The sequence below is a fragment of the Tabrizicola sp. TH137 genome, assembly GCF_002855575.1.
GTDB lineage: Bacteria > Pseudomonadota > Alphaproteobacteria > Rhodobacterales > Rhodobacteraceae > Paragemmobacter.
Window position 1 is genome coordinate 195,474 of record NZ_PKRQ01000001.1, and the last position, 15,655, is coordinate 211,128.

The 15,655-nt window shown below is 65.8% G+C and carries 16 protein-coding genes; 8 read left to right on the top strand and 8 right to left on the bottom strand.

Annotated elements, in window-relative coordinates:
- Positions 1–29: 29 nt before the first annotated feature.
- From C0V75_RS00970 to C0V75_RS00980, 3 genes are all read right to left on the bottom strand, one after another.
- Positions 30–485, bottom strand: a complete 456-nt coding sequence (locus C0V75_RS00970; protein ID WP_101919033.1) for a universal stress protein — start codon at positions 483–485, stop codon at positions 30–32.
- A gap of 128 nt (positions 486–613) precedes the next feature.
- Positions 614–1,480 (bottom strand): branched-chain amino acid aminotransferase, encoded by an 867-nt coding sequence (locus tag C0V75_RS00975; RefSeq protein WP_101919034.1) that lies wholly within the window; start codon positions 1,478–1,480, stop codon positions 614–616.
- 61 nt (positions 1,481–1,541) lie between these two features.
- Entirely contained in the window at positions 1,542–3,560 is a 2,019-nt protein-coding gene (locus C0V75_RS00980) for a M3 family metallopeptidase (protein ID WP_101919035.1), read from the bottom strand.
- A gap of 191 nt (positions 3,561–3,751) precedes the next feature.
- Here C0V75_RS00980 and C0V75_RS00985 point away from each other — a divergent pair, with 191 nt between their 5' ends.
- The 8 genes from C0V75_RS00985 to C0V75_RS01025 all read left to right on the top strand — a co-directional run bounded on the left by C0V75_RS00985 (position 3,752) and on the right by C0V75_RS01025 (position 12,027).
- The gene (locus C0V75_RS00985) at positions 3,752–4,168 is read left to right on the top strand and encodes a MerR family DNA-binding transcriptional regulator (protein ID WP_254216341.1); all 417 of its coding nucleotides are present in this window, start codon (positions 3,752–3,754) and stop codon (positions 4,166–4,168) included.
- 14 nt (positions 4,169–4,182) lie between these two features.
- The gene (locus tag C0V75_RS00990; RefSeq protein WP_101919037.1) at positions 4,183–5,961 is read left to right on the top strand and encodes an acyl-CoA dehydrogenase C-terminal domain-containing protein; all 1,779 of its coding nucleotides are present in this window, start codon (positions 4,183–4,185) and stop codon (positions 5,959–5,961) included.
- Between the two features lie 65 nt (positions 5,962–6,026).
- Entirely contained in the window at positions 6,027–6,239 is a 213-nt protein-coding gene (locus C0V75_RS00995; protein ID WP_101919038.1) for a hypothetical protein, read from the top strand.
- A 255-nt stretch (positions 6,240–6,494) separates the two neighbouring features.
- A complete protein-coding gene (locus C0V75_RS01000; RefSeq protein ID WP_101919039.1) occupies positions 6,495–7,130 on the top strand; it encodes a glutathione S-transferase family protein in 636 nt (211 codons plus the stop codon).
- A gap of 11 nt (positions 7,131–7,141) precedes the next feature.
- Positions 7,142–8,353, top strand: coding sequence for an acetyl-CoA C-acetyltransferase (locus C0V75_RS01005; protein WP_101919846.1), 1,212 nt, complete (start codon positions 7,142–7,144; stop codon positions 8,351–8,353).
- Positions 8,353–8,829: a cupin domain-containing protein gene (locus C0V75_RS01010; RefSeq protein ID WP_101919040.1), complete on the top strand. Its 477-nt coding sequence runs from the start codon at positions 8,353–8,355 to the stop codon at positions 8,827–8,829. The genes C0V75_RS01005 and C0V75_RS01010 overlap by 1 nt, the downstream gene beginning before the upstream one ends.
- Before the next feature lie 28 nt (positions 8,830–8,857).
- A complete protein-coding gene (locus C0V75_RS22890; RefSeq protein WP_158241754.1) occupies positions 8,858–9,844 on the top strand; it encodes a cupin domain-containing protein in 987 nt (328 codons plus the stop codon).
- Positions 9,841–12,027, top strand: a complete 2,187-nt coding sequence (locus tag C0V75_RS01025) for a 3-hydroxyacyl-CoA dehydrogenase NAD-binding domain-containing protein (protein ID WP_101919041.1) — start codon at positions 9,841–9,843, stop codon at positions 12,025–12,027. The genes C0V75_RS22890 and C0V75_RS01025 overlap by 4 nt, the downstream gene beginning before the upstream one ends.
- Here the strand turns inward: C0V75_RS01025 and C0V75_RS01030 are convergent.
- The 5 genes from C0V75_RS01030 to proC form a co-directional block, all read right to left on the bottom strand.
- On the bottom strand, positions 11,994–12,647 hold the full coding sequence (locus C0V75_RS01030; protein WP_101919042.1) for a Hint domain-containing protein: 654 nt from the start codon (positions 12,645–12,647) through the stop codon (positions 11,994–11,996). The genes C0V75_RS01025 and C0V75_RS01030 overlap by 34 nt on opposite strands.
- 131 nt (positions 12,648–12,778) lie before the next feature.
- The gene (locus C0V75_RS01035; protein WP_101919848.1) at positions 12,779–13,435 is read right to left on the bottom strand and encodes a sulfotransferase family 2 domain-containing protein; all 657 of its coding nucleotides are present in this window, start codon (positions 13,433–13,435) and stop codon (positions 12,779–12,781) included.
- 100 nt (positions 13,436–13,535) lie between these two features.
- A complete protein-coding gene (locus tag C0V75_RS01040) occupies positions 13,536–14,489 on the bottom strand; it encodes a D-glycerate dehydrogenase (RefSeq protein ID WP_101919043.1) in 954 nt (317 codons plus the stop codon).
- On the bottom strand, positions 14,489–14,824 hold the full coding sequence (locus C0V75_RS01045) for a tRNA-binding protein (protein ID WP_101919044.1): 336 nt from the start codon (positions 14,822–14,824) through the stop codon (positions 14,489–14,491). The genes C0V75_RS01040 and C0V75_RS01045 overlap by 1 nt, the downstream gene beginning before the upstream one ends.
- Positions 14,821–15,624 carry a pyrroline-5-carboxylate reductase gene (proC, locus tag C0V75_RS01050; protein WP_101919849.1) on the bottom strand — a complete coding sequence of 268 codons (804 nt, stop codon included), beginning with the start codon at positions 15,622–15,624 and terminating at the stop codon, positions 14,821–14,823. Before proC ends, C0V75_RS01045 begins: the two co-directional genes overlap by 4 nt.
- Positions 15,625–15,655 lie beyond the last annotated feature (31 nt).

A 15,655-nucleotide genomic window follows, 5' to 3' on the forward strand; every position in this document is an offset into this window, starting at 1 on the left:
CTGTCACCGATTCTTGCTGCGCCGCAGCGTCAGGTGATGCTTTCCAGCCGTTCCTTGGACATGTCGCCCGGCACGATGGTGATGGGGATGGGCAGGTTGCCGGAATTGCGGCTCATCTGGGTCACCAGCGGGCCAGGGCCGGATTTCTCGGTCCCCGCGCCAAGGACGAGAACGCCGATTTCCGGGTCTTCGGACACCTGGGCGAGAATCTCGACCACCGGGTCGCCTTCGCGGATTACCAGTTCGGGGTTGATGCCCTGCTTGTCGCGCATCCATTTGGCAAAGACCTCGAAATGCGCCTCGATCCTTTCGCGGGCCTCGGCGCGCATCAGATCGGCCACGCCCATCCAGTGCTGGTATTCCTCGGGCGGGATGATGGACAGGATGGTCACGCCGCCCCCGGTATGGGCCGCGCGCAGGGCGGCGAAGCGCATGGCGTTCAGACATTCGCGCGTGTCGTCAAGGACGACGAGGAATTTCCGCATCTTCTTCTCCCAAGGCGGGCGTATCATGCCGGGGGGGCGGGCCGCGTGCAAGACGCGGTTTTTGACGCAATTTCCGGCACCGGAAACTGCGTCAGTTTCCGGCGCGAAATCTGCGTCAGATTTCGCCGTCAGACCGGCTGCGCTGCGGCCCAGTCCATGTACAGCCCGCGCATCCGGTCCGTCATCGCGCGGGTCCGGTATTCCGTGCCGTCGAAGGCGCGGACGGAGGTCACCTTGGCGAAATTGCCCGACAGGAACACCTCATCCGCCGCATGGGCATCGTCGAAGGTCAGCACCGTTTCATGCACCTCGATCCCTGCCGCGCGGGCATTGGCGATGTGGCGGGCGCGGGTGATCCCGGCAAGGAAGGTGCCGTTGGGGATAGGGGTGAAGAGCGCGCCATCCTTCACCAGAAACACATTGGCCGTGGCGCTTTCGGCCAGATTGCCCATGGCATCGGCCACCAGCGCATTGCCGAAACCCTTGGCCTTTGCCTCCACCAGCATCCGCGCGTTGTTGGGGTAAAGGCAGCCCGCCTTGGCGTTGCAGACATTATCCTCCAGCACCGGGCGGCGAAAGCGGGTGCGGGTGACGCTGGTCTGGAAGTCGGCGGGCGGCATGGCCACCTGTTCGAGGCTGATGGCAAATCCGGTCTTGCCCTCGGCAGGCGCGACGCCAAGGTCGGAGCCGTCGATGGCCCAATACATGGGCCGGACATAGACCGCCGCGCCGCGCGGATAGGCGCGCAGGCCGTCGCGGATGATCGCCTCCATCTCGCCCGCGTCCATCGTGGGGGTGATCATCAGGGCGCGGGCGCTGTCATTCACCCGGGCGCAATGTTTCGCCAGATCGGGGACCAACCCGTCGAACATCCGCGCGCCGTCGAAGACGGACGAGCCCTGCCAGATGCCGTGATCGGCGGCCTTCATCACCGCGATGTCGCCGTCGTGCCAGCGGCCCTCAAAGAAGGTGCGGATATTCGTGCCGATGGTCATGGAGGCCCTCCCCTGCTGCGCGGCGGTTAAAGCACCGCCGCGCGGGAAGGGAAAGGCCGGATCAGGCGGCGTCCAGAAGACCCCTGCCCTTCAAGAGCGCCTCCACCCCCGGCATCCGGCCCCGGAAGCGGGTATAAAGAACCTCTGCCTCTTCCGATCCGCCCGCAGACAGGATGTGTTTCTCCAGCCGCGCGGCGATTTCGGGGTGGAAGGGATCGCCTGCCTCCTCGAAGGCGGCGAAGGCGTCGGCATCCATCACCTCGGACCACATGTAGCTGTAATAGCCCGCCGAATAGCCGTCGCCGGAAAAGACATGGGCGAAATGCGGGGTGGCGTGGCGCATGCGGATCGCCTGCGGCATCCCGATGCTTTCCAGCACCTCGGCCTGCATCGCCATCGGGTCGGCCGGGGCCGCGCCTTCGTGGAAGGCCAGATCGACAAGGGCAGAGGCCACGAATTCCACCGTGGCAAAGCCCTGGTCATAGGTGCCAGCGGCCAGCAGGCGGGCCCGCATATCGGCGGGCATGGGTTCGCCGGTCTGCCAGTGGCGGGCATATTCTTCCAGCACCGCCGGAACCTCGAGCCAGTGTTCGTAAAGCTGGCTGGGCAGTTCCACGAAATCGCGGGCGACCGAGGTGCCGGAGATGAAGCCATGGGTGACATCCGACAGCATCTGATGCAGCGCATGGCCGAATTCGTGGAACAGGGTCCGCGCATCATCCCAGGACAGAAGCGCGGGGTCGCCCTTGGCGAAGTTGCAGACATTCACCACGATGGGCCGCTGATCCCCGCCCAGTTTCCGCTGCGACCGCATGGCCGAACACCACGCACCAGAGCGTTTGGAGGACCGCGCGAAATAGTCGCCAAGGAAGACGGCGACATGCGCGCCCTTGCGGGTGACCTCCCATCCGCGCACATCCGGATGGTAGAACGGCCCGTCGATTTCGCGGAATTCCAGCCCGAACAGGCGGGACGCGCAGCCGAACATGGCGGAAAGCATCGCCTCCAGCCCCAGATAGGGCTTCAGCGCGGCCTCATCGAGGTCATGTTCCGCCATCCGCCGCTTTTCGGAATAGTAGCGCCAATCCCAGGGTTCCAGCGCATCGTCGATGCCATCGGCGCGCAGCATCCCTTCCAGCACGGCGGCATCCGACAGGGCCTTGGCCCGCGCAGGCGTCCAGACCCGCATCAGCAGATCGCGCACCGCATCGGGCGTCTTGGCCATTTCGGGTTCCAGTTTGAAGGTGGCAAAGCTGTCATAGCCCAGAAGTTTCGCCCGCTCCTCGCGCAGGGCAAGGATTTCCGCCGCGATGGCGCGGTTGTCATGGGCATTGCCGTTTGCGCCGCGCGCCACCCAGGCCTCATAGGCGGTGCGGCGCAGGTCGCGGCGGGGCGAGAATTGCAGGAAGGGCACGATCAGGCTGCGGTTCAGGGTGACGACGGGGCCGTTCTGCCCCCGCTCCTTCCCCGCCGCGCGGGCGGCATCGACGACGAAGGCGGGCAGACCTTCAAGGTCCTCTTCGGCCAGCACCATGAACCAGTCGCGTTCATCGGCCAGCAGGTTCTGCCCGAATTGCGTGCCAAGGACGGCCAGCCGCGCCTTGACCGCCGTCAGCCGATCCGCCGCCGCGCCCTCCAGTTCCGCCCCCGACCGGACGAACATCCGGCGATAGAGCGTCAGGACCCGCATCTGTTCACTGTCCAGCCCCAGCGCATCGCGCCGCTGCCAAAGGTCTTCGATCCGGGCAAACAGTGCCTTGTTGTTGGTGATCTCGGAGGCGAAGGCGCTCATCTTCGGGGCAAGGTCGCGCATCAGCGCTTCGCGCGCCTCGGTGCTGTCGGCCCCGGCGAGGTTGTAGAAGACCCCCGACACGCGGTCGAGCGTCCCTTCCGCCAGTTCCAGCGCGGCGATGGTATTGGCATAGGTCGGCGCCCCGGCCTGATCCGCAATGGCGGCGATGGCGGCGCGGGCCTCGGCCAGACCCTGATCGAAGGCGGGGGCGAAATCCTCGTCCCGGATCGCGGCGAAGGGCGGCAGGCCGAAGGGGGCAGTCCAGGGGGCAAGCAGGGGATTGGTCATGCGGGGCACTCCTTTGCCTCTGAAAGCTAGGCAGGTGCGGGGCAAAGGTCCAGCCTCGGCCCGCCCTGCGGCGCGCTGACAGGCACGGGATCGTGACGCCACGTTACGTTTACGTTCGCGTCAATTTCTCTGGTAAGCTGTCGCCAGATCACCAGATTCCGGGTCCCATGACCCATCCGACGAGTCCCAGAATGACGCCCGCCGAAAAGACCCAGAGAGACGAGCTTCTGACCATCCGCGAGATGTGCGAGGCTTTCGACGTGACCCCGCGCACCCTGCGCTTCTACGAGGCGAAGGAACTGCTCTCGCCGATCCGGCGCGGCACGGCGCGGCTTTTCACCTATCGTGACCGGGCGCGGCTGAAGCTGATCCTGCGCGGCAAGCGGTTCGGCTTCTCGCTGGAAGATATCCGCCAGCTTCTGGACATGTATGACCGCGAGGGCCGCCAGCAGGAGGCCCAGTTGCGCCGCACCTATGAGGTGGCGGCCGAACGGCTGGCCCAGATGGAACGCCAGCGCGCCGAACTGGACGAGGCAATTGCCGAGTTGAAGGAACAGATGGACTGGGGGGCGGGCGTTCTCGCCGCGTTCCGCAAGGCCGCCGAATAAGAAGGAGAGAGAGGATGCCCAGCTACACCGCCCCCGTGAAGGACATGCAGTTCGTCCTGCATGACGTGCTGAAGGTCACCGCCTCTGACATTCCGGGCTATGCCGATCTGGATGCAGGCTTTACCGCCGCCGTTCTGGAAGAGGCGGGCAAGCTCGCCTCGGACGTGCTGGCACCGCTGAACGCGGTGGGGGATCGTGAAGGCTGTCGGCTGGAGAATGGCGTGGTGCGCACGCCGACCGGGTTCAAGGACGCTTTCGAGCAGTTGAAGGAAGGCGGCTGGACCGCGCTGGATTGCGATCCCGATTATGGCGGGCAGGGCCTGCCCTATCTGATGGGAACGGCGGTGGGCGAGATCTTCGTCGCGGCGAACATGGCGCTGAACATGTATCAGGGCCTGACGCACGGTGCCTATTCCGCGATCCATGCCCATGGCACGGCGGAGCAGAAGGCGACCTTCCTGCCCCGGATGGTGTCCTGCCAATGGACCGGCACGATGAACCTGACCGAACCGCATTGCGGCACCGATCTGGGCCTGATGCGCACCAAGGCCGAACCGCAGGCGGATGGCAGCTATCGCATCACCGGGCAGAAGATCTTCATCTCGGCAGGCGAACATGACATGGCCGAGAACATCATCCACCTCGTGCTGGCCAAGGCGCCGGGGGGGGGCGAGGGGACGAAGGGCATCTCCCTTTTCATCGTGCCGAAATTCCTTGTGAACCCTGACGGGTCGCTGGGGCAGCGCAATGCGCTGTCGGTAGGCAAGATCGAAGAGAAGATGGGCATTCACGGCAATGCGACCTGCGTGATGAACTATGACGGCGCGACCGGCTATCTCTTGGGCGAGTTGCACAAGGGCATGCGTGCCATGTTCACCATGATGAACGAAGCGCGGATCGGCGTGGGCGTGCAGGGTTATGCCGTGGCTGAAGCCGCCTATCAGAACGCGCTGGCCTATGCCAAGGACCGGCTTCAGGGCCGCGACGTGACGGGGGTGAAGAACCCCGAGGGGCCGGCCGATCCGCTGATCGTGCATCCGGACATCCGCCGCAACCTGATGGATCAGAAGAGCTTTGTCGAAGGGGCGCGGGCCTTTACCTTCTGGGGCGCGTCGCTGATCGACCGGGCGCATCGGACGGGCGATGCGCAGGCCGAGGGGCTGATCTCGCTCCTCACCCCGGTCATCAAGGGGTTCCAGACTGACCGAGGCTTTGACGTCGCGGTGGCGGCGCAGCAGGTCTATGGCGGGCATGGCTATATCGAGGAATGGGGCATGTCCCAATTCGCCCGCGATGCCAGGATCGCCATGATCTATGAAGGGGCGAATGGAATCCAGGCGCTTGACCTCGTGGCGCGCAAGCTGGCGGCGGATGGCGGCAAGCATGTGATGGCCTTCTTCGAGATCGTGAAGACCTTCCTGAAGGAGAATGAAGGGGATGATCGGCTGAAGGCCGGTTTCCTCGATCCGCTGAAGGCGGCGTCGAAGGCGATGCAGGGGGCGGGGATGTATTTCATGCAGAATGGCATGAAATCGCCCAATGCGGCGCTGTCGGGCAGCTATGACTTCATGCATCTGATGGGCCATGTCTGCCTTGGCCTGATGTGGGCGAAGATGGCCAAGGCCGCCTATGCCGCGCTGGATGCAGGCGCGGCGGACCGCGACTTCTACGAGGCCAAGATCGCCACGGGCCGCTATTACATGGCGCGCCAGCTTCCGGCCTGCGCGATGCATCTGGCGCGGATCGAAAGCGGGGCCGAGCCTGTGATGGCGCTGAAGGCGGAGGCGTTCTAAGCTGCGGGGGCGCAGAATTTTCCTCCGAAAATTCTGCATCCCCGACCGTTGCGAGAGAGGTTCCCATGCCGAAACGTTTCCGCCTGACCCGCCGCTTTCCCGTCGCCATGACGGAGGACGGCTATCGCAAGCTGAAACGCTTTGCGCAGGAGGCGGGGCTGGACGAGGGCGAGGCGCTGTCCTTCCTCTTCGAGAATTTCGACTCCGTGACGGACAAGGACAATCTGACCCACCGCCTGCGCCTGTTCAATTCGGAGCTGGACGACCGGAAACGGTAGCGCGGGGGGACGAGGGGGGAGTTTTGAGTATTTAGGCCAGGATGAAGAGGCAAGGTCACGCCGCATCCCATGCCCAGGGCTTGGTTCTCCGTCAGACGGCATGCGGCGCTTCACCTTGGGCGGTCATCGGCTCTCCAGCCTGTACCGCGAGGGGAGGATGACAGGCAAAGATGAAGAAACCGCTGCTTCATCTTGGCGAAAATACTCTGGGGGTCCGGGGGTGAAACCCCCGGGGGCCGGGGCAGGGAGGAACGAATGGCGATGAAGCTTTACTGTTTCGGCGAAAGCGGGAACGCCTATAAATGCGCGCTCGCGCTGACCATGACAGGCACGGAATGGGAGCCTGTCTATGTCGATTTCTTCAATGGCGAGACGCGAGGGGCGGCCTTTCGGGCGATCAATCCGATGGGCGAGGTGCCGGTTCTGGTGGATGGCGAGACCACGCTTACCCAATCCGGCGTGATCCTGGACTATATCAGTTCCAAGACCGGGCAACTGGGCGGCCGTTCGGCGGCGGAGCGGCGGGATGTGCTGCGCTGGCTCTTCTGGGACAATCACAAGCTTTCCTCGCAGATCGGCACCTGCCGTTTCCTTGGCAATTTCCTTGCGCCCGAAAAGCGGCCCGAAGGCGTGATCCCCTTCCTGCAAGGGCGGCTGAAGGCAGCCTATGGGGTGCTGGAGGCCCATCTGGAGGGGCGCGACTGGATCGTGGGCGATGGCCCCACCATCGCGGATCTGTCCTGCTGTTCCTACCTCTATCACCCCGAACCCTTCGGTTTCGACCGCAAGGACTGGCCGCATATCGACCGCTGGCTGGAGGGCATCAGTGCCCTGCCCGGCTGGAAACACCCCTATGACATGATGCCCGGCAACCCTTCGGACCGGGCATGAAGGAGACGACGATGACCGATGCCTTTATCTATGACGCCATCCGCACCCCGCGCGGCAAGGGCCGCCCCGACGGCGCGCTGCACGAGGTGACCTCGGTCGCGCTGTCGGCGGGCGTGCTGAACGCGCTCGCCGCGCGCAACGGGCTGTCCGGCCATGCGGTGGAAGATGTGATCTGGGGGAACGTGACGCAGGTGGGCGAACAGGGCGGCTGTCTGGCGCGGTCGGCGGTGCTGGCGTCTGACCTTGACCAGTCGATCCCCGGCCTTGCCATCAACCGCTTCTGCGCCTCTGGCATGGAGGCGGTGAACCTTGCCGCCAATCAGGTGAAGGGCGGCGCGGGTGCCGCCTATATCGCGGGCGGGGTGGAGATGATGGGCCGCGTGGCGATGGGCAGCGACGGCGCGGCCATCGCGGTGGACCCGAGCCTTGCGATGAAAACCTATTTCGTCCCGCAAGGGATCAGCGCCGATATCATCGCGACGGAATACGGTTTCACCCGCGACATGGCCGATGCGCTGGCCGTGGAATCGCAGCGCCGCGCGGCGGCGGCCTGGGCCGACAACCGCTTTGCCCGCTCCATCGTGCCGGTGACGGACCGGAACGGTCTGACGATCCTTTCCACCGACGAATACATGCGCCCCGGAACGGATATGCAGGCGCTTGGCGCCTTGAAGCCGTCCTTCAAGGACATGGGCGAAGGGATGCCCGGCTTCGACAAGATCGCCCTGATGAAATACCCGCATCTGGAGCGGATCGAGCATATCCACCATGCCGGCAATTCCTCGGGCATCGTGGACGGGGCGGCGGCGGTGCTGATCGGGAATGCCGAGTTCGGCAAGGCCCATGGCTTGACGCCCCGCGCCCGCATCCGGGCGACGGCGAAGATCGGGACGGACCCCACCATCATGCTGACCGGGCCGGTGCCGGTGACCGAGAAAATCCTGAAAGACAGCGGCATGTCGATTTCCGACATCGACCTGTTCGAGGTGAACGAGGCCTTCGCATCGGTCGTCCTGCGCTTCATGCAGGCCTTTGATGTGGACCCGGCAAAGGTGAACCCCAATGGCGGGTCCATCGCCATGGGCCACCCCCTCGGGGCCACGGGCGCGATCATCATCGGCACCCTGCTGGACGAGCTGGAGCGGACGGGCAACGGCGTGGGTCTCGCCACGCTCTGCATCGCCTCGGGGATGGGCGCCGCCACGATCATCGAGAGGGTGTGATGCCGAAACTGGACCTTGCCGCCGTGCCGGTGAAGACCGGGTCGATCTATCCCGCGCCTTACGCCGCGATGATGGAGGGGCGATCTTCGCTGCGGCTGGGGCAGGCGGGGGGGCTGACGCAATTCGGGGTGAACCTTGTCACGCTGGAACCCGGCGCGCTGTCCTCGCTGCGGCACTGGCATCTGCACGAGGATGAATTCGTCATGGTGACGGCGGGCGAATGCGTGATGGTCACCGATGCGGGGGAAGAGGTGATGCGTCCGGGCGATTGCGCGGCCTTTCCGGCGGGCGTGGCAGACGGGCATCATTTCATCAACCGCAGCGATGCCCCGGCGCAGTTCCTTGTCGTGGGGACCAAGGCCCCGCGCGAGGTGGCGACCTATTCGGATGTGGACCTGATGGTGGTGATGGAAGCGGGCGTCGCCACCTTCACCCGCAAGGACGGCAGCGCTTACGTGCCGGAGGAGACACAGTGACCCCGCATCACCCCACCCTGCCCTGCCAATGCCCGAGGCCATCATGAAGGTCGATCCGGCCACAGCACCGCAGGAGGCGGCCGAGAATGGCGGCCTGTTGATCTACCTGTCCGAAGGCGGAGGGCTGACCCAGTTCGGTGCCTATCTTGACCGGCTGATGCCGGGCGCCGTGTCGTCGCATCGGCACTGGCATTCTGCCGAGGATGAGATGGCCTTTATCCTCTCCGGCACGACGACATTGGAGGACAGTGCCGGCGAACGGTTGGTTGGTCCCGGTGATGCGCTGTGCTGGCCGCATGGCTGCCCGGATGCGCATCATCTGGTCAATGACGGGGCAGAGCCCTGCACCTATCTGATCGTGGGCACCCGCGTTGCGGGCGATATCTGCCATTACCCGGACATCGGCGAGAGACAGGTGAACGGGGCTACCGGCTGGCATCTGGAAGATGCCGCAGGCCAGGTGATCGAAGCGGGCGACCTGCCGCCCGCGCTGCGCAACCTGCCCCCGGTCTGGGGGCGCGACTTCGATCCGGCCCTGCCGGGCGAGCGGCTGCTGCGCGACCCTGCGCCGGGCTGGCAGGAGGAGCCGGGGGATCATCATCCCATCCTTGGCCCGGGTCCCGGCCCCTATCGCTTTCGTTTGCTGTCCGATCCGGGCGGGATCACGCAATTCGGCTGTTTCATCGAAGAGCTTCCCCCCGGCTCCCGCTCTGGCCGCCGCCATTGGCACGAGGCGGAGGATGAGATGATCCTGATGCTGTCGGGCGCGGTGGTGCTGGTTGAAGAGACCGAAACGCCCCTGCGCGTGGGCGATGTGGCCTGCTGGCCCGCAGGCCATCCCGTGGGCCACCGGCTGGACAATCGCGGCACGGAACCGGCCCGCTATATCGTCATCGGCACGCGGCTGGACCGTGACCGCGTGCATTACACCGACCATGACCTGATCACGGAAAAGGACGGTGCCGCGCGCCGCTACCTGCACCGCGACGGCACCCCTTACGGAGAGAGCAAATGACCGATTTCACCTATGCCCTGGACGCCGACGGCGTTGCCACGATCACCTGGGACGTCACGGCGAAGTCCATGAATGTGATGTCGATGGAAGGCTTCGCGCTGCTCGACAGCCTGATCGACAAGGCGCTGGCGGATGCGGGCGTGAAGGGCGTGATCCTGACCAGCGGAAAGAAGGATTTCGCGGGCGGGATGGACCTGAACGTGATCGCCCAGATGCGGGCAGGCGGCGCGCAGGCCATCTTTGACGGCGTGATGCAGATGCATGGCGTGTTGCGCAAGATCGAACGGGCCGGAATGGACCCCAAGACGAAAAAGGGCGGCAAGCCCATCGTCGCCGCCCTGCCCGGCACGGCGCTGGGGATCGGCTATGAACTGCCGCTCGCCTGCCACCGGATCATTGCCGCCGACAATCCGAAGGCCAAGATCGGCCTGCCCGAGATCATGGTCGGCATCTTCCCCGGCGCGGGCGGCACGACGCGGCTGGTGCGCAAGATGGGCGCGATGATGGCGGCGCCCTTCCTGCTGGAAGGCAAGCTGAGCGACCCGAAATCCGCCAAGGCGGCCGGGTTGGTGGATGAGGTGGTGGCCCCCGAAGACCTTCTGACCCGCGCCAAGGACTGGGTGCTGTCGGCCAAGGAGGCCGATCTGGTGAAGCCCTGGGATGACAAGGGCTACAAGATGCCGGGCGGCGCGCCCTATCATCCGGCGGGCTTCATGACCTATGTCGGCGCATCGGCCATGATCCTTGGCAAGACGATGGGCGTCTATCCGGCGGCCAAGGCGCTGCTCTCCGCCGCCTATGAGGGCGCGCTCGTCCCCTTCGACACCGCGCTGAAGATCGAGGCGCGGTGGTTCACGTCGGTCCTGATGAACCCGTCGTCCTCTGCGATGATCCGGTCCCTCTTCATCAACAAGGAGGCGCTGGAAAAAGGGGCGAACCGGCCCAAGGTGGCGGATCAGACCGTGCGCAAGGTCGGCGTGATCGGCGCGGGCATGATGGGGGCGGGCATCGCCTATGTCAGCGCCAATGCGGGCATCGAGGTGGTGCTGATCGACGCCGCGCAAGAGGTGGCGGATCGCGGCAAGGCCCATTCGGCAGACCTTCTGGACAAGGGCATGAAGCGCGGCAAGGTCACGGCGGAAAAGAAGGCCGAAGTGCTGGCCCGCATCCACGCCACGACCAATTACGCCGCGCTGGCGGGCTGCGACCTGATCGTGGAAGCCGTGTTCGAAGACCCGAAGGTAAAGGCCGAGGTGACCGCGAAGGTCGAGGCGGCGGTGGGGGCGGAGTGCATCTTCGCCACCAACACCTCCACCCTGCCGATCTCGGGCCTTGCCAAGGCGTCCAAGCGCCCGGCCAATTTCATCGGCATCCATTTCTTCAGCCCCGTGGACAAGATGAACCTCGTGGAGATCATCCGGGGGAAAGAGACGGGCGATGTGGCGGTGGCCAAGGCACTCGACTATGTGCGCCAGATCAGGAAGACCCCCATCGTGGTGAACGATGCGCGCTTCTTCTACGCCAATCGCTGCATCATCCCCTATATCAACGAAGGCATCCGCATGGTGGCCGAAGGGGTGGAACCGGCGCTGGTGGAAAATGCGGCCAAGCTGGTGGGGATGCCGCTCGGCCCGCTGCAACTGGTAGACGAAACCTCCATCGACCTGGGGGTGAAGATCGCCAAGGCGACCCGCGCCGCGATGGGCGAAGCCTATCCCGATGGCGCGGTGGATGCGGTGCTGTTCTGGATGGCGGATCATGGGCGCCTGGGCAAGAAGGCCAATGCCGGCTTCTACGCCTATGACGCAGCCGGCAAGCGCGAAGGGCTGTGGGAAGGTCTGGCCGCGCAATATCCGGTGGCCGACACGCAGCCCGACCTGACGACAGTGCAGCATCGCCTGCTGATGGCGCAGGTGCTGGAGGCGGTGCGGGCGCTGGAGGATGGCGTGCTGACCGATATCCGCGAAGGCGATGTGGGCGCGATCCTCGGCTGGGGCTTTGCGCCCTGGTCGGGCGGGCCCTTCTCCTGGCTCGACATCATCGGGGCGGCGCGGGCGGTGGAGATCTGCGATCACCTGACCGCCACGCAAGGGCCGCGCTTCACCGCGCCCGCTTTGCTGCGCGAGATGGCGGCGAAAGGAGAAGGCTTCTACGCGCGCGCCGCGGGCGCAAAGGCGGCATAGGCCGATCCGTGACGGGCGGCGATGCGCGCCGCCCGGTTGCCTTCGGCCACCAGGTCCGCCACCAGACGGCGGGCCTCGGCCAGCCTGAGGGTGACAAGCCCGTCGCAGCGGAAGAGATTGGCCGCCGTCCGGCCAATGCCGCCGCAGCCGAGGAAGAGGCACCCCCCGGCAAAGACCACCTGCGGCGCATCGAATTGCAGATGCACGAGTTCCACATCGCGCGGGGCGCAGCGCCGGATGCCGTTCCAGCCCAGGAGCGCCAGCGCCGGAACCATCACGAAGGGTTCGCCATATTCTGCCTCGGCCAGTTCGCTTTCCAGCAGCACCATCTGCGCGGGCAGGAGTTCGACGGGATGGTCGTTCAGCATCGCGCCGGGCGGCAGGACAACGGGCCAGAAGGCGGGCGGCACCCAGGCCGCCTGGGCCGAGCGATGGACGGCTCGCACCGCCACCTCGCCCTGTTCAAAGGTCAGGACCGGGTCGCCCGGTTCCAGTTCCCCCGCTTCGAGCCAGCCATCCGGCGTGGAAAGGCGCAGTGAGGCCGGCAGCCCGTCCACCAGAATGGCCGGGGCTGCCGGTTGACCTGAGATCACCGATGACTGCACGGGATATGCCTTCATTCAAGGGTCGATGAAGACAGGCTGCCCAGAGGATTTGTCGCGCAAAAGGCAGAAGACGGGCAATTCCGGGATGATTGTGTCCAGATCGGGGACGATTCACCCTTGCCGACCGGTTTTTCCGTCCATTGCCCTCAATCCGGATCGAAACGATAGCCGAAGCGGGCGATGTCGGGCGCGCAAAGCGCGGCCAGCCGCGCCGCATCGGCATCGGAATAATAGGGACGCCAGTCCCGCCCCCGCGCGCTGTCATTGGCGCGCGGCAGGGGCGTGAGGCGAAAGCCCAGATGCGCCTCGAAGGGGGCGAGGTCTTCTTCCAGCCGTTCGAGCCGGGCATAGAGCGCGGGCCGTTCCTGACCCGTGGCATCGCGCAGATAGGCCGGATAGGGCCAGGCGGTGAAGGCGGCCGCTGTCTGGGGATGGGCAAGGAAGGCCGGGAAATCCACCGTCCTAGCCAGCGTCACGGCAGGATTGTCGAAGGTCTGGGCGCGCAGCCAGTGGTAATAGCTGACCATCCGGTCCCACGGGTTGCGGATCAGGGTCAGAAGGAAGAGGCGGTCGATCTCCTCTCCCGTCAGCAGACCGTCCAGATCGGCGAGGGTGGAATGTTTCCACAGCCGCCCCCTGGCCGGCAGGTCCTTCAGCCGCCCCCGCCGCGCCCGCGCCTTGGGCGTGTCGCCGATCAGGATATCATCCTTCATCGCCCGCGCCTCCAGCGCCAGCGTCAGCGCCGTGCCCCCGGTCTTGGGGATATGGAGGAACAGGTAGCCCCGCCCGCGCGACAGGATCACGGCCATCCTCTTCGTCTGCGGAATTTGGACGCAAACTCCGCGCCGGAAAATGCGCGCATTTTCCGATGCGATTTCTGCGTACAGAAATCGTCCCCCGGCATCAGTCCACCCGGTTGGGAAGGTCGCGCCCCTCCAGATGGGCGATCAGGTTCTCGACCGCCATCATCCCCATATTCTCGCGCACCTCCAGCGCCGCCGTGCCCAGATGGGGCAAGAGCGTCACATTCTCCATCGCCATCAGCTCCGCCGGAACCTTGGGTTCGAATTCATAGACGTCGAGGCCCGCCCCCGCGATGCGCCCCTCGGCCAGGGTGGCGATCAGCGCCGCCTCGTCCACCACATCGCCACGGGCGATGTTGACGAAGATGCCCGTGGGCTTCATCGCGGCGAAGGCCGCCGCGTTGATAAGATGATGGGTGGCCTTGCCCCCCGGCACGGCGACCACGACGAAATCCTGCGCCATCGCCTCGGCCATGCCGACCTGCCGCGCGGGCAGGCCGACATCTTCCACCGCCGAACGGTTGTGGAACACCACCTCCATGCCAAAGCCGTAATGGCAGCGCCGCGCGATGGCCTTGCCGATGCGCCCCATGCCGATGATCCCCACCGATTTGCCGCTGACATGGGTGCCCAGCATCTGCGTCGGCCCCCAGCCGACCCATTGGCCTGCGCGCAGAATACGCTCCCCCTCGCCCAGCCGCCGCGCCGTCATCAGGATCAGCGACAGCGCGATATCCGCCGTGGCATCCGTCACGGCACCGGGGGTGTTGCTGACCGCAACGCCTGCGGCCTTGGCCGCCTCCACGTCGATATGGTTGTAGCCCACCCCGAAATTCGCAAGCAGCTTGCAGCGCGGACCCGGCACATCGGCAAAGACCTCGGCCGAGAAGCGGTCGCCCAGCGTGGGCATCACCACATCATAATCGCGCAGCGCGGCGCGCAATTCCTCTGCCGTCAGCACCCGCGCCTCTTCCTCGCGCGAGGTGACGTCGAAGCGCGCCTTGGCGGCGGCCAGCACCCGCGCCGGCATCCGGCGCGTGATCAGCAGTTTCATCAGAACATCCTCCCCCCCAGCGGCACATCCTGATCCGGATGCAGAAGGACAACTTCCCCTTCGGCATCCGGAACGCCCAGCACCAGCACCTCGGACATGACCTTGCCGATCTGGCGGGGCGGGAAATTCACCACCCCCATCACCAGACGGCCGACCAGCCCCTCTGGGGTATAGTGCCGGGTGATCTGTGCGGAAGAGCGTTTCTCGCCAATCTCCGGCCCGAAATCGACCCAAAGCTTGATCGCGGGCTTGCGCGCCTCGGGGAAGGGCTCGGCGCGGGTGATCCGGCCCACGCGGATATCGACCTTCTGGAAATCATCATAGGTGATCGTCATTTGCCCAGCTCCCGCCCGCGATCCGCCGCCGCCTTCACCGCCCGCGCCATCAGCCCCGGCAGTTCGGGCATCAGCACGGCCAGCGCCGCCGCCGTCGTGCCACCCGGCGAGGTGACGTTGATCCGCAGTTGCGCGGCACTTTCCTCTGACCGATGCGCCAGCTCCCCCGCCCCGCAGACCGTGGCACGGGCCAGTTGCATGGCCACCTCGGGCGACAGCCCCTCGGCCTGCCCCGCCGCCGCCAAGGCCTCGATCAGGTGAAAGACATAGGCGGGGCCGGAGCCGGAGACGGCCGTCACCGCGTCGATCTGGTGTTCGCCGTCAAGGATCACCGTCTCGCCCACGGCGGCCATCAGGGCGGTGGCCAGCGCCATGTCGGCATCGGAGACATGATCGTTGCGGCACAGCGCGGTGATGCCCCGGTTCACCATGGCGGGCGTGTTGGGCATGGTGCGTACGATCGGCGTTCTGTCGCCCAAAGCCGCCTCGAAAGCTGCGATCGTGGTGCCCGCCGCGATGGAGATGAAGAGCGTCGTCCCATTGCCCAGCGCCTGCAAGGCGGGCAGCGCCGCGCCCATCATCTGCGGCTTCACCGCCAGCAGGGCCACGGAAGGGGCCGACGGGACGCCCGCATTCAGATGCACGCCCGAGGCCTGCAACCACTCCGACGGGTTGGGTTCGATCACCCAGACCGATCCCGCAGGCACGCCTGCCTTGAGCCAGCCCGTCAGCAGGGCCGTCCCCATCTTTCCGCATCCCAGAAGAACCAGCCCGCCTTGGGCCACCCGTTCCAACGCCATCGCGCCCCCCGCCTGCATTCCGGCGGGCAGG

What these genes read in the sequence shown, in the direction of transcription:
- C0V75_RS00970 (WP_101919033.1), bottom strand. Translation starts at nt 485, where the DNA reads ATGCGGAAATTCCTCGTCGTCCTTGACGACACGCGCGAATGTCTGAAC.
- C0V75_RS00975 (WP_101919034.1), bottom strand. Translation starts at nt 1,480, where the DNA reads ATGACCATCGGCACGAATATCCGCACCTTCTTTGAGGGCCGCTGGCAC.
- C0V75_RS00980 (WP_101919035.1), bottom strand. Translation starts at nt 3,560, where the DNA reads ATGACCAATCCCCTGCTTGCCCCCTGGACTGCCCCCTTCGGCCTGCCG.
- C0V75_RS00985 (WP_254216341.1), top strand. Translation starts at nt 3,752, where the DNA reads ATGACGCCCGCCGAAAAGACCCAGAGAGACGAGCTTCTGACCATCCGC.
- C0V75_RS00990 (WP_101919037.1), top strand. Translation starts at nt 4,183, where the DNA reads ATGCCCAGCTACACCGCCCCCGTGAAGGACATGCAGTTCGTCCTGCAT.
- C0V75_RS00995 (WP_101919038.1), top strand. Translation starts at nt 6,027, where the DNA reads ATGCCGAAACGTTTCCGCCTGACCCGCCGCTTTCCCGTCGCCATGACG.
- C0V75_RS01000 (WP_101919039.1), top strand. Translation starts at nt 6,495, where the DNA reads ATGGCGATGAAGCTTTACTGTTTCGGCGAAAGCGGGAACGCCTATAAA.
- C0V75_RS01005 (WP_101919846.1), top strand. Translation starts at nt 7,142, where the DNA reads ATGACCGATGCCTTTATCTATGACGCCATCCGCACCCCGCGCGGCAAG.
- C0V75_RS01010 (WP_101919040.1), top strand. Translation starts at nt 8,353, where the DNA reads ATGCCGAAACTGGACCTTGCCGCCGTGCCGGTGAAGACCGGGTCGATC.
- C0V75_RS22890 (WP_158241754.1), top strand. Translation starts at nt 8,858, where the DNA reads ATGCCCGAGGCCATCATGAAGGTCGATCCGGCCACAGCACCGCAGGAG.
- C0V75_RS01025 (WP_101919041.1), top strand. Translation starts at nt 9,841, where the DNA reads ATGACCGATTTCACCTATGCCCTGGACGCCGACGGCGTTGCCACGATC.
- C0V75_RS01030 (WP_101919042.1), bottom strand. Translation starts at nt 12,647, where the DNA reads ATGAAGGCATATCCCGTGCAGTCATCGGTGATCTCAGGTCAACCGGCA.
- C0V75_RS01040 (WP_101919043.1), bottom strand. Translation starts at nt 14,489, where the DNA reads ATGAAACTGCTGATCACGCGCCGGATGCCGGCGCGGGTGCTGGCCGCC.
- C0V75_RS01045 (WP_101919044.1), bottom strand. Translation starts at nt 14,824, where the DNA reads ATGACGATCACCTATGATGATTTCCAGAAGGTCGATATCCGCGTGGGC.
- proC (WP_101919849.1), bottom strand. Translation starts at nt 15,624, where the DNA reads ATGGCGTTGGAACGGGTGGCCCAAGGCGGGCTGGTTCTTCTGGGATGC.